The sequence below is a fragment of the Akkermansia sp. NBRC 115031 genome (assembly GCF_030268505.1).
In the GTDB taxonomy this organism is placed as follows: Bacteria; Verrucomicrobiota; Verrucomicrobiia; order Verrucomicrobiales; family Akkermansiaceae; genus Akkermansia; species Akkermansia massiliensis.
In genome coordinates this window covers 541,660-557,203 of the sequence record NZ_BSQU01000001.1, presented here as the reverse complement: position 1 = coordinate 557,203, position 15,544 = coordinate 541,660, and the positions used below count along the sequence as shown (strand labels likewise).

General features: G+C 59.5%; 9 protein-coding genes. 7 read left to right on the top strand and 2 right to left on the bottom strand.

What is annotated here, in order from left to right; translation table 11 throughout:
• Positions 1 to 17: 17 nt before the first annotated feature.
• Both purB and pepT read right to left on the bottom strand, forming a co-directional pair.
• Entirely contained in the window at positions 18 to 1,442 is a 1,425-nt protein-coding gene (gene purB, locus QSJ36_RS02205) for an adenylosuccinate lyase (protein WP_102722081.1), read from the bottom strand.
• Positions 1,443 to 1,787: 345 nt separating this feature from the next.
• A complete protein-coding gene (gene pepT / locus QSJ36_RS02200; protein ID WP_285466543.1) occupies positions 1,788 to 3,041 on the bottom strand; it encodes a peptidase T in 1,254 nt (417 codons plus the stop codon).
• A 116-nt stretch (positions 3,042 to 3,157) separates the two neighbouring features.
• Between pepT and QSJ36_RS02195 the strand changes: the two genes are divergently transcribed.
• From QSJ36_RS02195 to QSJ36_RS02165, 7 genes are all read left to right on the top strand, one after another.
• Positions 3,158 to 5,914: a tetratricopeptide repeat protein gene (locus QSJ36_RS02195; RefSeq protein ID WP_285466541.1), complete on the top strand. Its 2,757-nt coding sequence runs from the start codon at positions 3,158 to 3,160 to the stop codon at positions 5,912 to 5,914.
• A 36-nt stretch (positions 5,915 to 5,950) separates the two neighbouring features.
• Positions 5,951 to 6,784 carry an NAD(P)-dependent oxidoreductase gene (locus QSJ36_RS02190; protein WP_102730452.1) on the top strand — a complete coding sequence of 278 codons (834 nt, stop codon included), beginning with the start codon at positions 5,951 to 5,953 and terminating at the stop codon, positions 6,782 to 6,784.
• 10 nt (positions 6,785 to 6,794) lie between these two features.
• The gene (locus QSJ36_RS02185; RefSeq protein WP_285466538.1) at positions 6,795 to 8,351 is read left to right on the top strand and encodes a hypothetical protein; all 1,557 of its coding nucleotides are present in this window, start codon (positions 6,795 to 6,797) and stop codon (positions 8,349 to 8,351) included.
• A gap of 517 nt (positions 8,352 to 8,868) precedes the next feature.
• A complete protein-coding gene (locus tag QSJ36_RS02180) occupies positions 8,869 to 9,531 on the top strand; it encodes a PEP-CTERM sorting domain-containing protein (RefSeq protein WP_180975235.1) in 663 nt (220 codons plus the stop codon).
• 84 nt (positions 9,532 to 9,615) lie between these two features.
• Positions 9,616 to 12,993 carry an autotransporter-associated beta strand repeat-containing protein gene (locus tag QSJ36_RS02175; RefSeq protein WP_285466536.1) on the top strand — a complete coding sequence of 1,126 codons (3,378 nt, stop codon included), beginning with the start codon at positions 9,616 to 9,618 and terminating at the stop codon, positions 12,991 to 12,993.
• Positions 12,994 to 13,016: 23 nt separating this feature from the next.
• A complete protein-coding gene (locus tag QSJ36_RS02170) occupies positions 13,017 to 14,459 on the top strand; it encodes a glycosyl hydrolase family 18 protein (protein WP_102722277.1) in 1,443 nt (480 codons plus the stop codon).
• Positions 14,460 to 14,613: 154 nt separating this feature from the next.
• On the top strand, positions 14,614 to 15,531 hold the full coding sequence (locus QSJ36_RS02165) for a dihydrodipicolinate synthase family protein (RefSeq protein ID WP_022398258.1): 918 nt from the start codon (positions 14,614 to 14,616) through the stop codon (positions 15,529 to 15,531).
• The last annotated feature ends 13 nt before the right edge of the window (positions 15,532 to 15,544 follow it).

Genomic DNA, 15,544 nt, shown 5'->3' with positions numbered 1-15,544 from the left:
CGGAGGGTACGGCGCCCTTACAGGATGTCTCCGGGCTGGTAGCCCGCGCCGTTCGGGAACCTGTCCGTCAGCTCCTGCACCATGGAGCGGAACGCTTCCACCTGGGCGTCCGCCATGCCCGTGGCGGAGGAGTTGGAGTCAAAGATGGTCTGGAGGTCCGCCCGGTCAATGCCCAGGCGACCGTCTTCCGCCAGGCGGTCCAGCAGGTTGTTTTCCATGATTTTTCCGGCCCTCAGGTCGTTGGAGACGGCCACGGCGTGTTCCTTGATCACCTCATGGGCGGTTTCCCGGCCAATGCCGCGCTTGACGGCTTCCATCAGGATGGTGGTGGTCATCAGGAAAGGCAGGTAGCGGCGCAGTTCCGCGGCCACCACGGCTTCATATACCCCCATTTGGTTCAGGACGGTCAGGAAGGTTTCAAACAGGCCGTCCGCGGCATAGAAGGAATCCGGCATGACTACGCGGCGCACCACGGAGCAGGATACGTCCCCTTCGTTCCACTGGTCCCCGGCCAGTCCGGAGATCATCATCAGGAAGCCCTTCAGGATGACGTGGAAGCCGTTGACACGTTCGCAGGAGCGGGCGTTCATCTTGTGCGGCATGGCACTGGAACCGGTCTGCCCCTTGGCGAAGCCTTCCGTAGCCAGTTCATGGCCGGCCATCAGGCGCAGGGTCTTGGCGAAGGAGGAACAGCCGGAGGTGAGCTCCACCAGGCCGGAAACCACGGAAAAGTCCAGGGAACGGGGATACACCTGCCCCACGTTCATCCACTTGGAGGGAATGCCCAGGTGGGCGCACACGCGGTCTTCCAGCTCCAGCACGCGGCCCGCGTCCTGCCCGAAGAGGGAGAGCTGGTCAAGCTGGGTGCCCACGGCGCCTTTCAGCCCGCGCACGCTGTAGCGGTCCATCAGGGAAATCCAGGAACCCAGGCCGTGCACGATGTCTTCCCCGAACATGGCGACGCGCTTGCCCATGGTGGTGGTCTGCGCGGCTACATTGTGCGTGCGGCCGGCGATGGTCACGTGCTTCCATTGTCCGGCAAGGGCGCTCATGCGGTTCAGCACGGCCACGGCCTTGTCCCGGATGATCTGCATGGACTTCCATATCTGGAGCTGTTCCACGTTTTCCGTCAGGTCGCGGGAGGTCATGCCCTTGTGGATGTGCTCGCAGCCGGCCAGCTCGCAGAACTCTTCAATGCGCGCCTTCACGTCGTGGCGCGTGACGCGTTCGCGGGCGTCAATGGCGGGAAGGTTCACCTGGTCCTTCACCCGTTCGTAAGCTTCAATCACGCCGTCCGGAATATCCAGCCCCAAATCCTTCTGGGCCTTCATCACGGCGATCCAGAATTCGCGTTCCAGGACGATGCGGCCCTCTGCGGACCAGATGGATTTCATGGCGGCGGAGGCGTACCTTTCAGCCAGGACATTGGGAATCACGCTCATATCAAAATGTGTGTATGCGGGGGTTATCAAAAACGGTGAGCCGCCATGATCATGACGGGAGGGAAAAAAGCAAGCACTTTCCCGCAGCTTCACGGATTAGGAATCCCACGGGATTCCACGGTCCGGAAAAGAGGTCCTTTCCAATGTTCAGGGATGGCTGACAGGCCCCTAATAGACGCCCGATTAACATTCCCGCCATTCCCTTTTCACAGCCGCACACCACGCTGGGAGCCAGAGCCTCCCTGCCCTGGCGGCTATTTAAACGAAAGCTTCCGCGCCACGAAAGGCAGGAGCCTGCCGCTCCCAGGAGACGGAGCCGCAAAGCCGCCCTCCATCGCCGTTCCGCTAGTTTCCGGCGGGAGGTTCCAAACCGTACCGGGCGTAGCCGGAAACGATTTCCTGGAGAATGGCGGAAATTTTTTCCAGGGAACGGACAGGAACGTATTCATACCTTCCGTGGAAGTTGTGGCCTCCGGCGCACAGGTTGGGACACGGCAGCCCCATGAAGGAAAGACGGGCTCCATCCGTACCGCCGCGCACCGGGATAATTTCCGGCTCCACGCCCACGGCCGCCATCGCCCTGCGGGCATGTTCCACCAGGTGCATGTGCGGGAGGATTTTTTCCTTCATGTTGTAATAGGAGTCCTTTACCTCCACCTGCACGGTTCCTTCCCCGTACTTCCGGTTCAGCAGGGCGGCGCACTCCTGCATGAATTCCTTCTTGCGCTCAAATTCCGCCGTGTCGTGGTCCCTGATGAGGTACTCCCCGACCGCCCGTTCCACATCCCCCCGGAACGAGTCCAAATGGTAGAAGCCTTCGTATCCTTCCGTAAAGGCGGGATTCTGGAACGCGGGAAGCATTCCCTGGAATTCCATGAGGACCAGGCATGCGTTCAGCATCCTGCCCTTCGCGCTGCCGGGGTGGATGCCGGTGCCGCGCACCGTCGCCACGGCAGAGGCCGCATTGAAATTTTCATATTCGATTTCCCCCAGGGCTCCTCCGTCCACAGTATAGGCGAAGTCCGCGCCGAAGCGCTCCACGTCAAAGGCATCCGCCCCGCGGCCTATTTCCTCGTCCGGCGTGAAGGCGATGCGTATCTCGCCGTGGGGCCGTTCGGGATGCAGCAGGAAGGAGGCGGCCATATCCATGATTTCCGCCACTCCGGCCTTGTCGTCCGCGCCAAGCAGGGTGGTTCCGTCCGTCACGACCAGGTCCTGGCCCGCATAGTCCGCCAATTCGGGGAAAACGGCGGGGGAAAGCACGATGCCCTGTTCCCGGTTCAGGACGATGTCTCCGCCGTCGTAGGAGCGCACGATGCGGGGCTTCACGCCGCTGCCGGAGACGCCCGGGGCCGTGTCCACATGAGCCACCCAGCCGATGACGGGAACCTCCCTCTCCACGTTGGACGGGATGGAGGCGTACACGATGCCGGAGGCTTTATCCAGCTCCGCCTGGGCTCCCAGCGCCTTCAGCTCCCCGGCCAGCAGCCGGGCCAGTTCCGTCTGGCCGGGAGTGGACGGAACGCTGCGGGAATCCGCATCAGACTGGGAACCCACGGAAACATACTTTAAAAAACGGTCTAAAACGGAGATATTCATCAGAAAAATCAAGGATTGAGGAGAGTCTAGCACCGGGCCCCGCGAACACAAGCACAAGACACGGTTTATCCTTGCGATTCAAGATGGTTTACAGTATGTAAACAAAGCTTCTCCCCATGATGACTCCTCTACCTCTTGGCATTGCCGTTGCCTTATCCCTGACCTGCGGCGCCCTGCCCCTTCTGGCCCAGGGCGCCTATGTGCCGGGCCCCATGCCCGTTTCCGCCGGGACAAGGCAGGACCCCACGGACATGTACCTGGAAGCGTTAAAGCTGGTAACCAGGTCTGCCGAACTGGTGGAAAAACGCGACTACATAGGAGCCATCCGCCTGACGCAACAGGCGGAAGAAAAGTTGGGACGCCTGGTGAAGGCCTATCCGCAATGGCGGCCCAACCTTCTTCAAACACGCCGCCAGCTCAACAGGGAGAAGCTGGACCAGTGGCAGAAGCTGGCGCAGCAGCAGGCCGCCGCCGTTTCATCAGGCCCCGGCCTGGAATTGGAACGTCCGGCCGCCGTGCCCAAGCGACCCAGGCCCAAGCCCAACATCGTCCTTCCTCCGGGCTACAAGGGAGTGGAGTTCCCTTCCCGCCCCGGAGAATCCCTCGTCAACACCATCCCGTCCCCGTCCGTTTCCCCCGGAGCGGCCCCGGAAGTAGTGGAAAGCAATTACGAGCGCATCCGCAGGCTGCTGGACAAAACCACCATTGAAAACAAGGCCCTGATCCAGGCGCTCAAGCGCACCCGCAAGGAACAGGAGGACATTCTGGCAAAACTGGCCATAGCGTCCGCCGGAGAATCCGTTTACCGGGACGAACTGCTCAAGGTCAAGAAGCAGATGGAGGATGAGAGAAAGACCAGCAACAAGCTCCTCCAGACCCTCACCAAGCGGGTGGAGGAGCTGGAACAGAAAGTCACCACGCTGGAACAGGAAAAAGTCCAGTATCTGGCGCAGATTGCCGATCTCCAAATTCAGCTCAAGGAGCACCAGGACAAGCTGGCCAAGGTCACGGATGAGAAAAACGCCCTCCAGAAGGACCGCGACCAGTTGGCCGCCCTGGTGGAACTCAACAGCCCGGACAAAACCAAAAACCTGCTGGACCGCAACCTGACTCTGGCGGCCCAGCTCAAGGACGCTCAGGATAAAATCGCCGCCCTGGAAACGGCCAAGTCCGACTCCGAAGAACAGCGGAAGGCCAACCTGAAAGCCCTGGAAGAGGCGCGGGAGGAATCCGCGGACCTGAAGCAGAAACTGATTGCCATCCGGGATGAAAACATCGGCTACCGCAAGCGCATTACGGAGCTGAACACCAAGCTCATCAATGCGGATGTGGAGCTGTCCAAACTGGAAGCCAATCCGGAAAAAAGCCCTCTCCTGCTGGAGGAAAACCAGTTGCTGCGCTCCACAATCGCCAAGCAGCTCCGCATCCTTTCCGTGCAGGACCAGAGCCGTTCCCTGCTCATCAGCACTTACAAGCGCCTGCTCCAGGAAAACGCGGACACTTCGGAAATCGCCTCCCTGATGGACAATGAAGAAGCCATCAAGCTCACCCCGGCGGAAAAGCAGATTGTCAACGTCATCGCCAGAGACAACAAGATAGACATCCCCCTGACGGACCAGCAGAAGGAAAAGATCAACAAGCTGGCCCAGGCCCTTTCCGCGGAACGCGACAAGGCCGCCCAGCTTGCCAGGGAACTGGAACTGGCGCGCAGCCAGACGAAGACAAAAGCGGCCAAATCCGCCAGGAATGACAAGAGCCATGCGGAAGCCCTGGCCCGGACCCAGAAGGCCCTGGAACAGAAAAACCTTCAAGTGGAGGAGCTAACCCGGCAGATGGATGAACTGAAAGCCCGTTCCGCCGAACAGGCGCGCCTGGCCGCCATTTCCGCCGGAGCCATTACGCCGGAGCAGGAAAAAGCTCTGAACAGGAGCATGGAAGCCACGGTGCGCCGGAAGCTGGAAGCGGAAGCCCTGGGACAGGGAGCCGCGGAGGCCTTCGCCAAAAAACGCTACGCCGCTGCGGAACAATTGTACCGCACCCTGCTGGACTTCCAGCCGGCCCACGTTCCGGCCCTGGTCAACCTGGGCACCATCCTGCTCCAGCGCAACAAGGCGGAGGAAGCCATCGAATACCTGAAAAAGGCCACGGAACTGGATGCAGCCTCCTCCCCCGCATGGTTCATGATGGGCGTGGCCCAGTACCGCGCCGGGCAGGACCAGCACGCCATCGCCTCCCTGACGGAAACGGTCCGGCTGGACCCGGCCAACGCTCCAGCCCTGCTTTACCTGGGCAACCTGGAAACCAGCGCAGGCAACTATGAAAAAGCGGTGGGCCACTTTGAAAACGCCTTGAAAATCCAGCCGGAATCACCGGACGCCCACTTCAACCTGGCCTGGACTTATTCCCGGCTGGGCCGTACGGCGCAGGCACGCAAGAGTTATGACGCCGCCATCCGCAGCGGCGGCCTGCCGGATTCCGACCTGGAACTCGCCATCACCGGGACCACCACCCTTCCCCGCAAAAAACAGGCTCCGGACAAAGCTCCCTCGCCTGCCGCGAACGAGGATGAAATGCGCCTGGCCGCAGCAGTAAGCGATCCATCCGCCATTCCCCACGATGCCTATGAGGTGCCCGCCCATGTGGCGGAGGACCCCAATGCCCTGGAAAGGCCCTCTGCCGGGCCCAAGCAGGTCGTGGTCAGCCACCGTCCGGAAGCCGGGCCCGTCTCCCTGGCGGACCAGATGAGGGAAACGGCCTCCGCGGCGCCTGTCGCACAGCCTCCTGCGGAAACCGCCACCGCCGCAGCGGAACCGCCCAAGCCGGAAAAACAGGAAGCACCCCGCAGGAGAAGCCGCTTCCGCATCGGTTCCTGACGGATCCGCCCCTTCCTTTTTCTCCTGAAAAACGCCATGTATCAAGTTTCCATTTTAGGACTGGGCCTCATCGGCTCACGGATTGCACGCCACATGACCGGACTGGGTGACAAGGTCACCGTCTGGAACCGGACGCCCCGGGAAGACTTTCCGGAAGCCGTTCCCACCCCGGCGGACGCGGCCCGCGCCTCCAAAATCATCCAGCTCTATCTGAAAGACAGGAATGCCTGTCTGGAAGTATTTGAACAGATGAGGGGCGCGCTGACCCCGGAACATGTCATCCTGAACCACTCCACGATTGACCTGGCCACCGTCGGCAAGCTCTCCCTGATGTGCTCCGCCATCGGCTGCACGTATGTGGACTGCCCGTTCACCGGATCCCGCCTTCCGGCGGAAAAAGGGGAGCTGGTCTATTATGCGGGAACGGACTCCTCCACTCTGGACCGCGTGCGGCCAGTACTGGAACACAGTTCCCGTGACATCCTGCACCTGGGGGGGATTGGGGCCGGAACCGTCGTCAAACTGGTCACCAACATGGTCTCCGCCACCATGGTGCAGAGCCTGAGCGAAGCCCTGGCCATCACCCAGGCATACGGCATTTCCCCTCAACTGCTGGGGCAGGCCATTTCCCGGAACGTCATCGCCTCCCCCCTGGCGTCCTTCAAGCTGCCCCTGATGGCGGAACGCGACTTTTCCACCCACTTCTCCCTGGACAATATGCGGAAAGACAGCATCTACGCCCAGGAACTGGCCGCTGAAAAGGGAATCCACCCGCCCGCTGCCGCGCTGGTCTCCTCCATCATGGGGAAACTGTGCCGTGAAGGGCACGCGGAAGAAGACTTCGGCTGTCTGGCGGAACAATTCGACTAAGCTTTTCCCATTGATGAAATTCAGAGGAACATGCGCCCTTCTGCTGCTGGCCCTTCTCCTGCCCCCCTGCGTTCGGGCGCAGGAACAGAAGGAGGCAGGGAACGCCCCTTCCGCGGAAGCGCAGGCCGCTTCCCCCGTTCCCGTTCCGGACACCGCCCTGATCGATGACGCTTCTGACCGTCCGGTATTGCAGGGCAGCTCCAACGTGAGCGCCGTACCCCCCGCTCCCCAGCATCCGGCCGCGGCCCCTGCCGGAACGGAAGGGCAGTCCGTCAAACGGCAGCCGTTCACCAGCGTTTCCGCTTCCAAGCAATTTCACGTTACAGGGATGGATTCCCTGCTGGCCGGGGCCATTGCCACGCGGGCGGACTCCATACGCACGGCCCTGGTGAAAATCCTCAAGCAGCCTGACGAATGGAAAAACAACATCATCATCCGTCTGGTAGGGGAGCCGGGAAGCCCGGTTCCGGCCAACCCCATCCGCATGCAGACCGTGATTGTGGGGAATACCCTCTCCTACAACATCTTCATTCACCTGGGACGCGGCATCAACCAGGACAGGCTGCGCCACGCCATCGTCTCCACCCTGCTTTATGAGATGATGCTGCGCACGGTGGACCCGGAAGGACTGCCGGACGAAGTAACGCTGCCCCCCTGGCTGATTGCCGGGCTGGAGCAGGCCGTCCTGTGGCACACCAATGAAGCGGACCGGGCCATGTACTCCACCCTGTTCCAGCAATCCGGCATCATGACCCCGGAAGAAATCCTGAACTGCCCGGAACCGGAAAAGGAACTGGACGCCACCTCCTACGCCGCCTATCAAACCTCCTGCGGCGCGCTGGTGCTCTGCCTGCTGAACCAGGAAAACGGTCCGGAAGGGATGAAACAGCTTCTGGACCAGGCCATTCTGGGCAATGACGATCCCAGGAATCTCATCAAGCGCCATTTTCCGCAGCTCAACCTGACCCCCTCCTCCCTTCATAAATGGTGGACGCTCCAGCTTTCCCGCATGGCGACTCCTCCCCTGACGGAAACCCTCACGATCACGGAAACGGAACGTCACCTGCAGGAAGCCCTCACCCTGGTCAAATACGATCCGGACACCCGGACGACCGTCACCTTCCCCCTGGACAATCTGGACCAGGCCAATTCCCTGACGGACCTGAACAGGCAGCTTTCCAACATATCCGGCAGCCTGCTCAACCTCAGCCGGCGCTCCTTCCCCGCCTACCGGCCCGTCATTGTGGAATACGCCAAGCTTGTGGCCCTGATGCAGACCGGAAAAATCAACGGCCGGGAAGCCGCCCCGAAAATCGGGCAGCTTCGGGAAATCAGGGAGCTATCCATGAAAACCGCCCGGCGCGTCCGGGACTACATGGACTGGTATGAAATCAATACGCGGTCCGGAACCGGCAAGACATTCGCCTCCTACGCGGCAGCCGTCAAACTGCTCCGTGAACAGGAACAGCCTGCCAATACCCCCATTTCCCGGTATCTGGACGATATTGAAAAACTGTACACCCTCCCGGCGAAGGCTCCCGTTCCTTCCCTGCATGGAAAGAATTGAAGGAAACCCGTTCCGCTGCCTGGAACGGCCATTTCTTTCCAGATGAATCTCCGCCCTCCAGGGGCAATAGGCATTCACGCATTTCTATTAAAAGACGGGAGATTTCGCGGTATTTTGATCTATACCTGATTCAACCATGATTGCTTTATTTTTCATAAGTTAATCATGCATAACAGGATAATTCCGCCGCGGATTTACAATCCGGAAGTCAACTTATTTTTTTGAGTTCAAAAAAGTAACGGCAAATATTCCCACATATAAAGTAGGAATAATAAACAACGCCTAATACGGAAACCTTATTTATTTATAAGAAGTTATTGAATTTGAAGCGGTCTTCCGGATTGTAAATCCGATACTGGCTCCATTCAGTAATTTTTTTAATAATTTCATGAAATCCTCTCTGTATCTTACGATGTTCCTGCTTTGCTCAGGGTTGGGAGCCCAGGCCGCCACATTGAAATATTTTTATGATTTCAACAAGCTTGACGGAAACCTGTCATCTTTAAATGATAATAACTTGGCCGGCCCAAATGCGGGCAGCGCCACGTTCAGCGGATCAGGCTGGATGAATTATACCGATGGCTATGAAGGCCGGGGCTATGACAGCCGCACGAACGGCGGACAATTGACGCTGGGCTCCTCCAGTACGGGACTGGGGCTGAATGCTACGGAAGGTTTCAGCCTTTCCATTGCCGTCAAGGACTACTCCCCCGGCAATACATCGTCCTCGGCTATATGGAAAAGCATTCTGACCTTCACATCCGGCAACAGCCAGAACATGTACCTCCAGAAGGATTCCGGCGACGCCTCCACCGCCGGGGCATGGGCGGCCTATTGCGGCGGAAACGTGGGCAACTGGGCCAACCTGACGATTTCCAGGGATTCCTTTTCCAACATCATCATCACCTTCCAGAACGGGGAATTGAACATTTATCTGGACGGGCAGAAGAAAATCACGGCCTCCGGAGTCAATTTCACCGGAGACGTGCAGTCACTCAAGCTGGCGTCCACCGCCAATACGACCATGGATGACCTCCAATTATATGCCGGTGTCCTGAATGACGGGGAAATAGCCGCGCTGGCGGCCAACCCCGCCCTTCCCGTTCCGGAACCCGCCACGGCCACACTGAGCCTGCTGGGGCTGGTTTCCCTATCGTGCATGCGCCGCCGCCGGGGTTAAGTCCCCTGATTTTTTTTAAGGGAAAACAAGTTCGTTCTTGTTTTCCCTTTTTTATTCACTATCACTCTATCTGTTAGAACCTACATGAAAATTACCGCACTGTTCTTCGGCGTGTTCGCCGGCTGTCTCTCCTGCATCCCGGCCCATGCGGCGGACTACCTCTGGAATGGAGGAAACGGCTCCTGGACGGATTCCGGAGCGTGGCGGCTGGATGATTCCTCCGCCGACTGGAGCAATGGAAATACGGCCCAATTCCAGACGGATTCCTCCATCACAGTAGGAAGCGGAATCTCTGCGTCCGGAATGCTTTACAACGGTGCGGCCATCACGCTGAACGGAGGTTCCCTTACCCTGACGGGCGCGGCTGCCGGGAACAACGGAGGTTCCGCCACTCTTTCCAATACCGGGCTGATTCTGGACGCCCCCAATGCGGAAGACTCCTATGAAGTCTGGGATACCAGCCTCACCGGCTCCGCCACGCTCGCCAAGACAGGCGCCGGAACGGTTACCCTGGATGGAGCGCATACGGCCAGCGGCGTCTGGAACATCAACGCGGGCACCCTGGTTTTCACCGGGGAAAGAAACATCACCGCCAGTGACAACAACCGGATTAACGGAAAAATCAACATTGCCTCCGGAGCCGTGCTGGATGCCAGCAATGGCCGCTTGTTTCATAACGGCGTTTATACAGCCAATTTCCAGTCCCCCACCATTACGCTGAACGGAGGAACGCTCAAACTGAACCAGTTCGGGTATGACTCCGCCTCCCTGGGCAAGCTGCACAACAATTTTTACGCCCTTAAATTCGCTTCCGGAACCTCCAGCCGCATCGTCATTTCCCAGGGCTATGAATCCGGAGGCACGGCCAGCCGCGGCATTTACATCGCCGGCTGGGGCACGACGGCCACCATTGAACTGGGAGCCAACCAGACCCTTACATGGACTTCCTCCAATGCGCAGAACCATGATGCCATTGTCTGCGAAACCGGAGCCGGCAGTGCGCTGGCGCTCGCCATCGGAGAAAATTCCGTACTCTACTTCAACCAGGTCTTTGCCAATAAAAACACGTCCGGCGAATACGGAGACCCCACCACCGCCAACTTCTCCGGCCTGAGCCTCATTAAATCCGGCGCCGGAGAGCTGGTCATCCAGAGGGCCAATACGATTTCCTCCGGCCGCACGGTCCGCGTGGATGCGGGCAAGCTGACGCTGGAGGTGGACAACGCCTTCGGCGCCGGCAGCAATCTGGGCAATGTAAGCATCGCTTCCGGAGCCCTGTTCTCCATGAACGGCCACACTCTTGCCAATGTCATTGACGTCCAGGACGGAGCCACTCTGGACATGGGCGGCAGCTCCTATGCCAGCATGGTCAACTGGCATGAAGGCGGCATCCTCCTGAACACGGAAAACAACAAGGGCACGCTCAACATCATGACCCGCGCCGCCCTGGAACTGGGCTCCAAGGCCTGGGCGGGAAGCGTGCTGACGGATACGGATACCGTTTTTACGCTCACGGCGGACCAGAATCTGGGAGCCCTGGGAGCAAACGTCAACTGCTGGACAGGCGGCCGCGGGTATAACAACACCCTCCAGAGCATCACCTTCACGGGCGGCCACGGAATCAACATTGACAACTACGGAGCCAAGTGGGCCGTCATTCTCTCGGAAAACGTCACCTTCCAGGACATCGGCAGCCTGACCTTCTCCAATAATGCCGCCGACATGTCCAATACAGAGGCCCTTTACGGCGCGGGGGCCATTGCCGCCAATGATACGGTCGCCTTCAGCAACACCGGAGCCCTTACGTTCAGCAACAACAGCGTGAGCGCGGATTCCGGCGCTTCCGGCGGAGCCATTTACGCCTCCGGAGGAGCCTCCTTCACCAGCACGGGCGCCATCAGCTTCTCCGGCAACTCCGCCATGACCCACGGGGGCGCCATCCATACGGGAGGCACCACGGGCAGCCTCACCTTCTCCGACATCGCGGAAAACATCTCCTTCACCGGAAATACGGCCGGAGAAAACGGCGGCGCCATCAATAACGATTATGAAACCGTGGAATGGTCCAGCGTGGGCCACGTGGCCTTCTCCGGCAACCTGGCGGAGGCGGGCGCGGGAGGCGCCATCTGGTCCGGCGGGGACGTAACGGCCAATACCGCCGCCTCCTTCAGCATGACGGGCAACGAGGCCCGGGACGGCGGCGGGGGCGCCATCTATTCGGATGGAAACGTCACCTTCTCCGGAGTGGGGGCCCTGACCTTCTCCGACAACCACGCATCCACCTACGGGGGCGCCATCGGAGCCTACGGGGACATCACCATCTCCGATTCCGGCGCCGCCTCCTTCTCCGGCAACACAGCTTATGAAGGGGGAGCCCTGGACGCCTACAACGTTGCCATTTCCGGCAACACCGGGACGGTGCTGTTTGAAAACAACAGTGCGGAAAACGCCGGAGGCGCCATCAACCTGCAGGGAGGAGGCTCCATTTCCCTGACGGCGGACCAGGCGGACATCATCTTCCGCGGAAACACAGTCCAGGACGGAAGCGTTTACAACGCTATCCATTTCAACGACGGCGCCATGGCTTCCTTCAATGCGGCGGACAACCGCCGGATCCTCTTTGAAGACGGCCTCAGCTCCCAGGACGAATCCGTCGTGGACATCAGCGTCAATGACGCCGCCGGGGCCGGAGGCACGGTCGCCATGTCCGGCGCAAACAGCCAGTCCGGCATCCGGGCCAATACGACCGTGTACGGAGGCACCTTTTCCGTCAGCAGCGGGGCAACCTACGGCTACCATTCCGCAGACTGGAGCACGGAAGAAGCGCGAACCTCCTTCACCGTAAGCGGAGGAAGCCTCCACATTGGCGAACAGGCCGCCCTGAATGCGGCGGACGTGAGGCTGGAGGACGGAACGGAGCTGTCCGTCATGGGAACCGGCAGCCTGAATGCAGACACGCTGACGCTGGGAAACAACGTCTCCATCCTCGGAACGGGCGAAGGCAGCTTCTCCATCACTGCCAATGCCATTGATATTTCCAACGGAATCACGATTGACCTCTCCCGCGGCTCCATGATCAGCCTGGAACTGCATGCGGACACCCTGACGCTGGGAGGGACGCTGGCCCTGGGCGACGACCAAGTGGACTACACCTCCTCCATCTGGCAGAGGGACCAGTCCTACCTGGTCATGGATGCATCCGGCGTCACGAACATGGACGGGACTTTCTCTGAAATCCTCTCCTCCCTCTCCGACTCCGCTACCATCACGGTGGGGAATCTGGGGCTGGAAGGCTATGACCCCTCTCTGGAACTGGGGCGCTGGGAACTGCGCTGGGACGAAGGAAACGCCCTCCATCTGGACTGGATTTCCAATGGCCTGGTAGTCCCGGAACCCGCTACCTCCCTTCTGCTTCTCCTGGCGGCAGGCGGCCTGCTCGCCGTCAGGAAGCGCACTATCTAACAACCGCCATCTCTTAATAAAACATGAACAGTACCTTTAAAACCTGCATGTGCGCCCTGGCCCTGGGCCTGTCCGGCGCTGCCCCCCTGTACGCGGCTTCCGCCACAGCAGCCTGTGAACAAACGCACTCCATCCTTTATGCGGGCGCGGACAGCCAGGCCATCATGAAGATCAAGGTGACCGTTACGGAAACCAGCCAGATCCTGAAGGGAATGACCTTCTCCATGGCCGGAACCACCTCCGTCTCCGACATCGCGAAGGCCCGGATTTTCTACTCCGGCGCCACTCCCTACTTCTCCCCGAACGCGGAGCAGGCCAACCGGAGGGCCATCCCCGTCCTCAACACCATCTCCAAGGGGGCCAAAACCTTCCAATTCGAGGGAAGCCACGCGCTCTCCGCAGGAGACAACTACTTCTGGCTGTGCGTGGACCTCAACCCCCGCGCGCGAGGGTTGAACAAGGTGGACGCCTCCTGCACGGGCGTGGCCCTGCTGGAGGACTCCAATGTAGCGGTCGCCAATCCTTCCCCGGAAGGCTGCGCGGAGGTGTATCCCTACCAATTCCGCGTGGTGCCCTACTACCGCAACACCAACCTGATGCAGTGGAACCCCAACCACCTGACCGCCCAGCACTTCAAATCATTCACGGACCTCATTTACTTCAACGTGGGATGTGACACGGAAGGAAACCTGACGGGGCAGAACAACGCCCAGTTCCTGAATGGCCTGGACAAGCTTAAAAACCTTCGCGGAACGGCGGGCAGCAAGATCATTCTGGGCGTGGCCCACTGTGACGGAGGGTTGACGGCTTTCACGGGAAATGCGGAAAAAAGGCGGCAGTTCGCGTACCAGCTCGTTTCCTTCGCCAGGGAAAAGGGATTTGACGGAATAGACATTGACTGGGAATACCCGGACAACGGCACGGAGTGGTACAACTTCTGCCTGCTGCTGGGAGAAGTGCGCTCCGCCATGGGAGCCAGCGGCATGTCCCTGAGCGCGGCGATCAATCCGTACTACCTGGCGCCCACCAGTGAAATGATGGACCTGCTGGACTTCGTCAACGTCATGAGCTATGACCGCGCCGGACAGCACTCCACCTATCCGGACATGCTCATCGACATCCAAACCATCCGCAGGAAAAACATTCCGGACTGCAAAATCGTCGTCGGCCTGCCGTTCTACACCAACGAGACGCGCTCCAACCGCAACTGGGACGCCCAGAAAGGCTATTCCAACGTCGTCCAGCTCTACCCCAACATCGCCCCCGGCACGGACCTCTGCGCCATCGACGGCCAGCAGCACTACTTTAACGGCATCACCACGATTAAGAAAAAATGCCAGTACGTAAAAACCCAGAAGCTGGGCGGCGTGATGATCTGGTGTTATGATGGAGATTTGCTGCTGACGCACGCGAAATCCCTGGCAAAAGCCATGTATTCCATCATCAAGCAACAGGCTGTCCGCTAATGTTTTGAAGCATCTCTTGCTCCGGCGCGCATTCTTTTTTGGAGAACGCGCGTTTTTTTATGTGGTCTTTTTTGATTCAAAAGGATTCAGGGGTTGTCTTTCCCAAGATGATTTGTAATCATTTCCCCGAATTATTTTCATATCACTACACAATATGAACACGTCATTGAAACTCCACGGCCTGGTGGCCGCCGTACACACTCCGTTCAAGGCGGACGGTTCCCTGAATCCTTCCAGCGTTGACGCCCAGGCCAGGCTGCTTGCCTCCCAGGGCATCAAGCTGGCTTTCATTACCGGAAGCACTGGTGAATCCTCCTCCATGCAGCTTGAAGAACGAAAGGAAATCTACTCCGCCTGGAAGGAAGCTTCCGCCAAGTACGGCGTGGACGTCATCGCCCATACCGGTTCCAACAGCGTCTGGGACGCCCGCGAACTGGCCGCCTTTGCCCAGGAATGCGGATTCGTGGCGACCAGCTCCCTTGCCCCCTCCTACTACAAGCCAGGCACTGTCCAGCGCCTGGTGGAATGCTGCGCCTTCGCCGCTTCCGGCGCTCCCGACCTGCCCTATTACTATTACGACATTCCCGTGCTGACGGGCGTGCGTTTCAATCCGGTAGACTTCATCAAGCTGGCCAAGGAACAGATCCCGAACTTTGCGGGCATCAAATTCACCAATCCGGACCTGGCCCTGTACCAGACCACGTTGAACTACGACGAAAACGTGGACATCCCCTGGGGCGTGGACGAATGGTTCACGGGAGCCCTCTCCGTAGGCGCCAAGGGCGCTGTGGGAAGCTCCTTCAACTTTGCCCCGGCCCTGTACCAGAAACTCATGAAATCCTTTGCAGAAGGCGACGTGGAAACGGCGCGCGACTGCCAGTGGAAATCCGTGCAGATGATCAACATCCTGGCCTCCAAGGGCTACATGGGCTGCGCCAAGGCCCTGATGGGCTGGCTGGGCGTTGACCTGGGTCCCGCCCGCCTGCCGCAGGGCAACCCCACCGCGGAACAGCTCAAGGAACTCCGCTCCGAGCTGGAAGCCATCGGCTTCTTCCAGTGGTCCATGAACTAAACCGCTTTCCCTC

Bases quoted from the DNA above. Each gene is read 5' to 3' on its own strand.
- purB (WP_102722081.1), bottom strand. From the start codon at position 1,442: ATGAGCGTGATTCCCAATGTCCTGGCTGAAAGGTACGCCTCCGCCGCC.
- pepT (WP_285466543.1), bottom strand. From the start codon at position 3,041: ATGAATATCTCCGTTTTAGACCGTTTTTTAAAGTATGTTTCCGTGGGT.
- QSJ36_RS02195 (WP_285466541.1), top strand. From the start codon at position 3,158: ATGATGACTCCTCTACCTCTTGGCATTGCCGTTGCCTTATCCCTGACC.
- QSJ36_RS02190 (WP_102730452.1), top strand. From the start codon at position 5,951: ATGTATCAAGTTTCCATTTTAGGACTGGGCCTCATCGGCTCACGGATT.
- QSJ36_RS02175 (WP_285466536.1), top strand. From the start codon at position 9,616: ATGAAAATTACCGCACTGTTCTTCGGCGTGTTCGCCGGCTGTCTCTCC.
- QSJ36_RS02170 (WP_102722277.1), top strand. From the start codon at position 13,017: ATGAACAGTACCTTTAAAACCTGCATGTGCGCCCTGGCCCTGGGCCTG.
- QSJ36_RS02165 (WP_022398258.1), top strand. From the start codon at position 14,614: ATGAACACGTCATTGAAACTCCACGGCCTGGTGGCCGCCGTACACACT.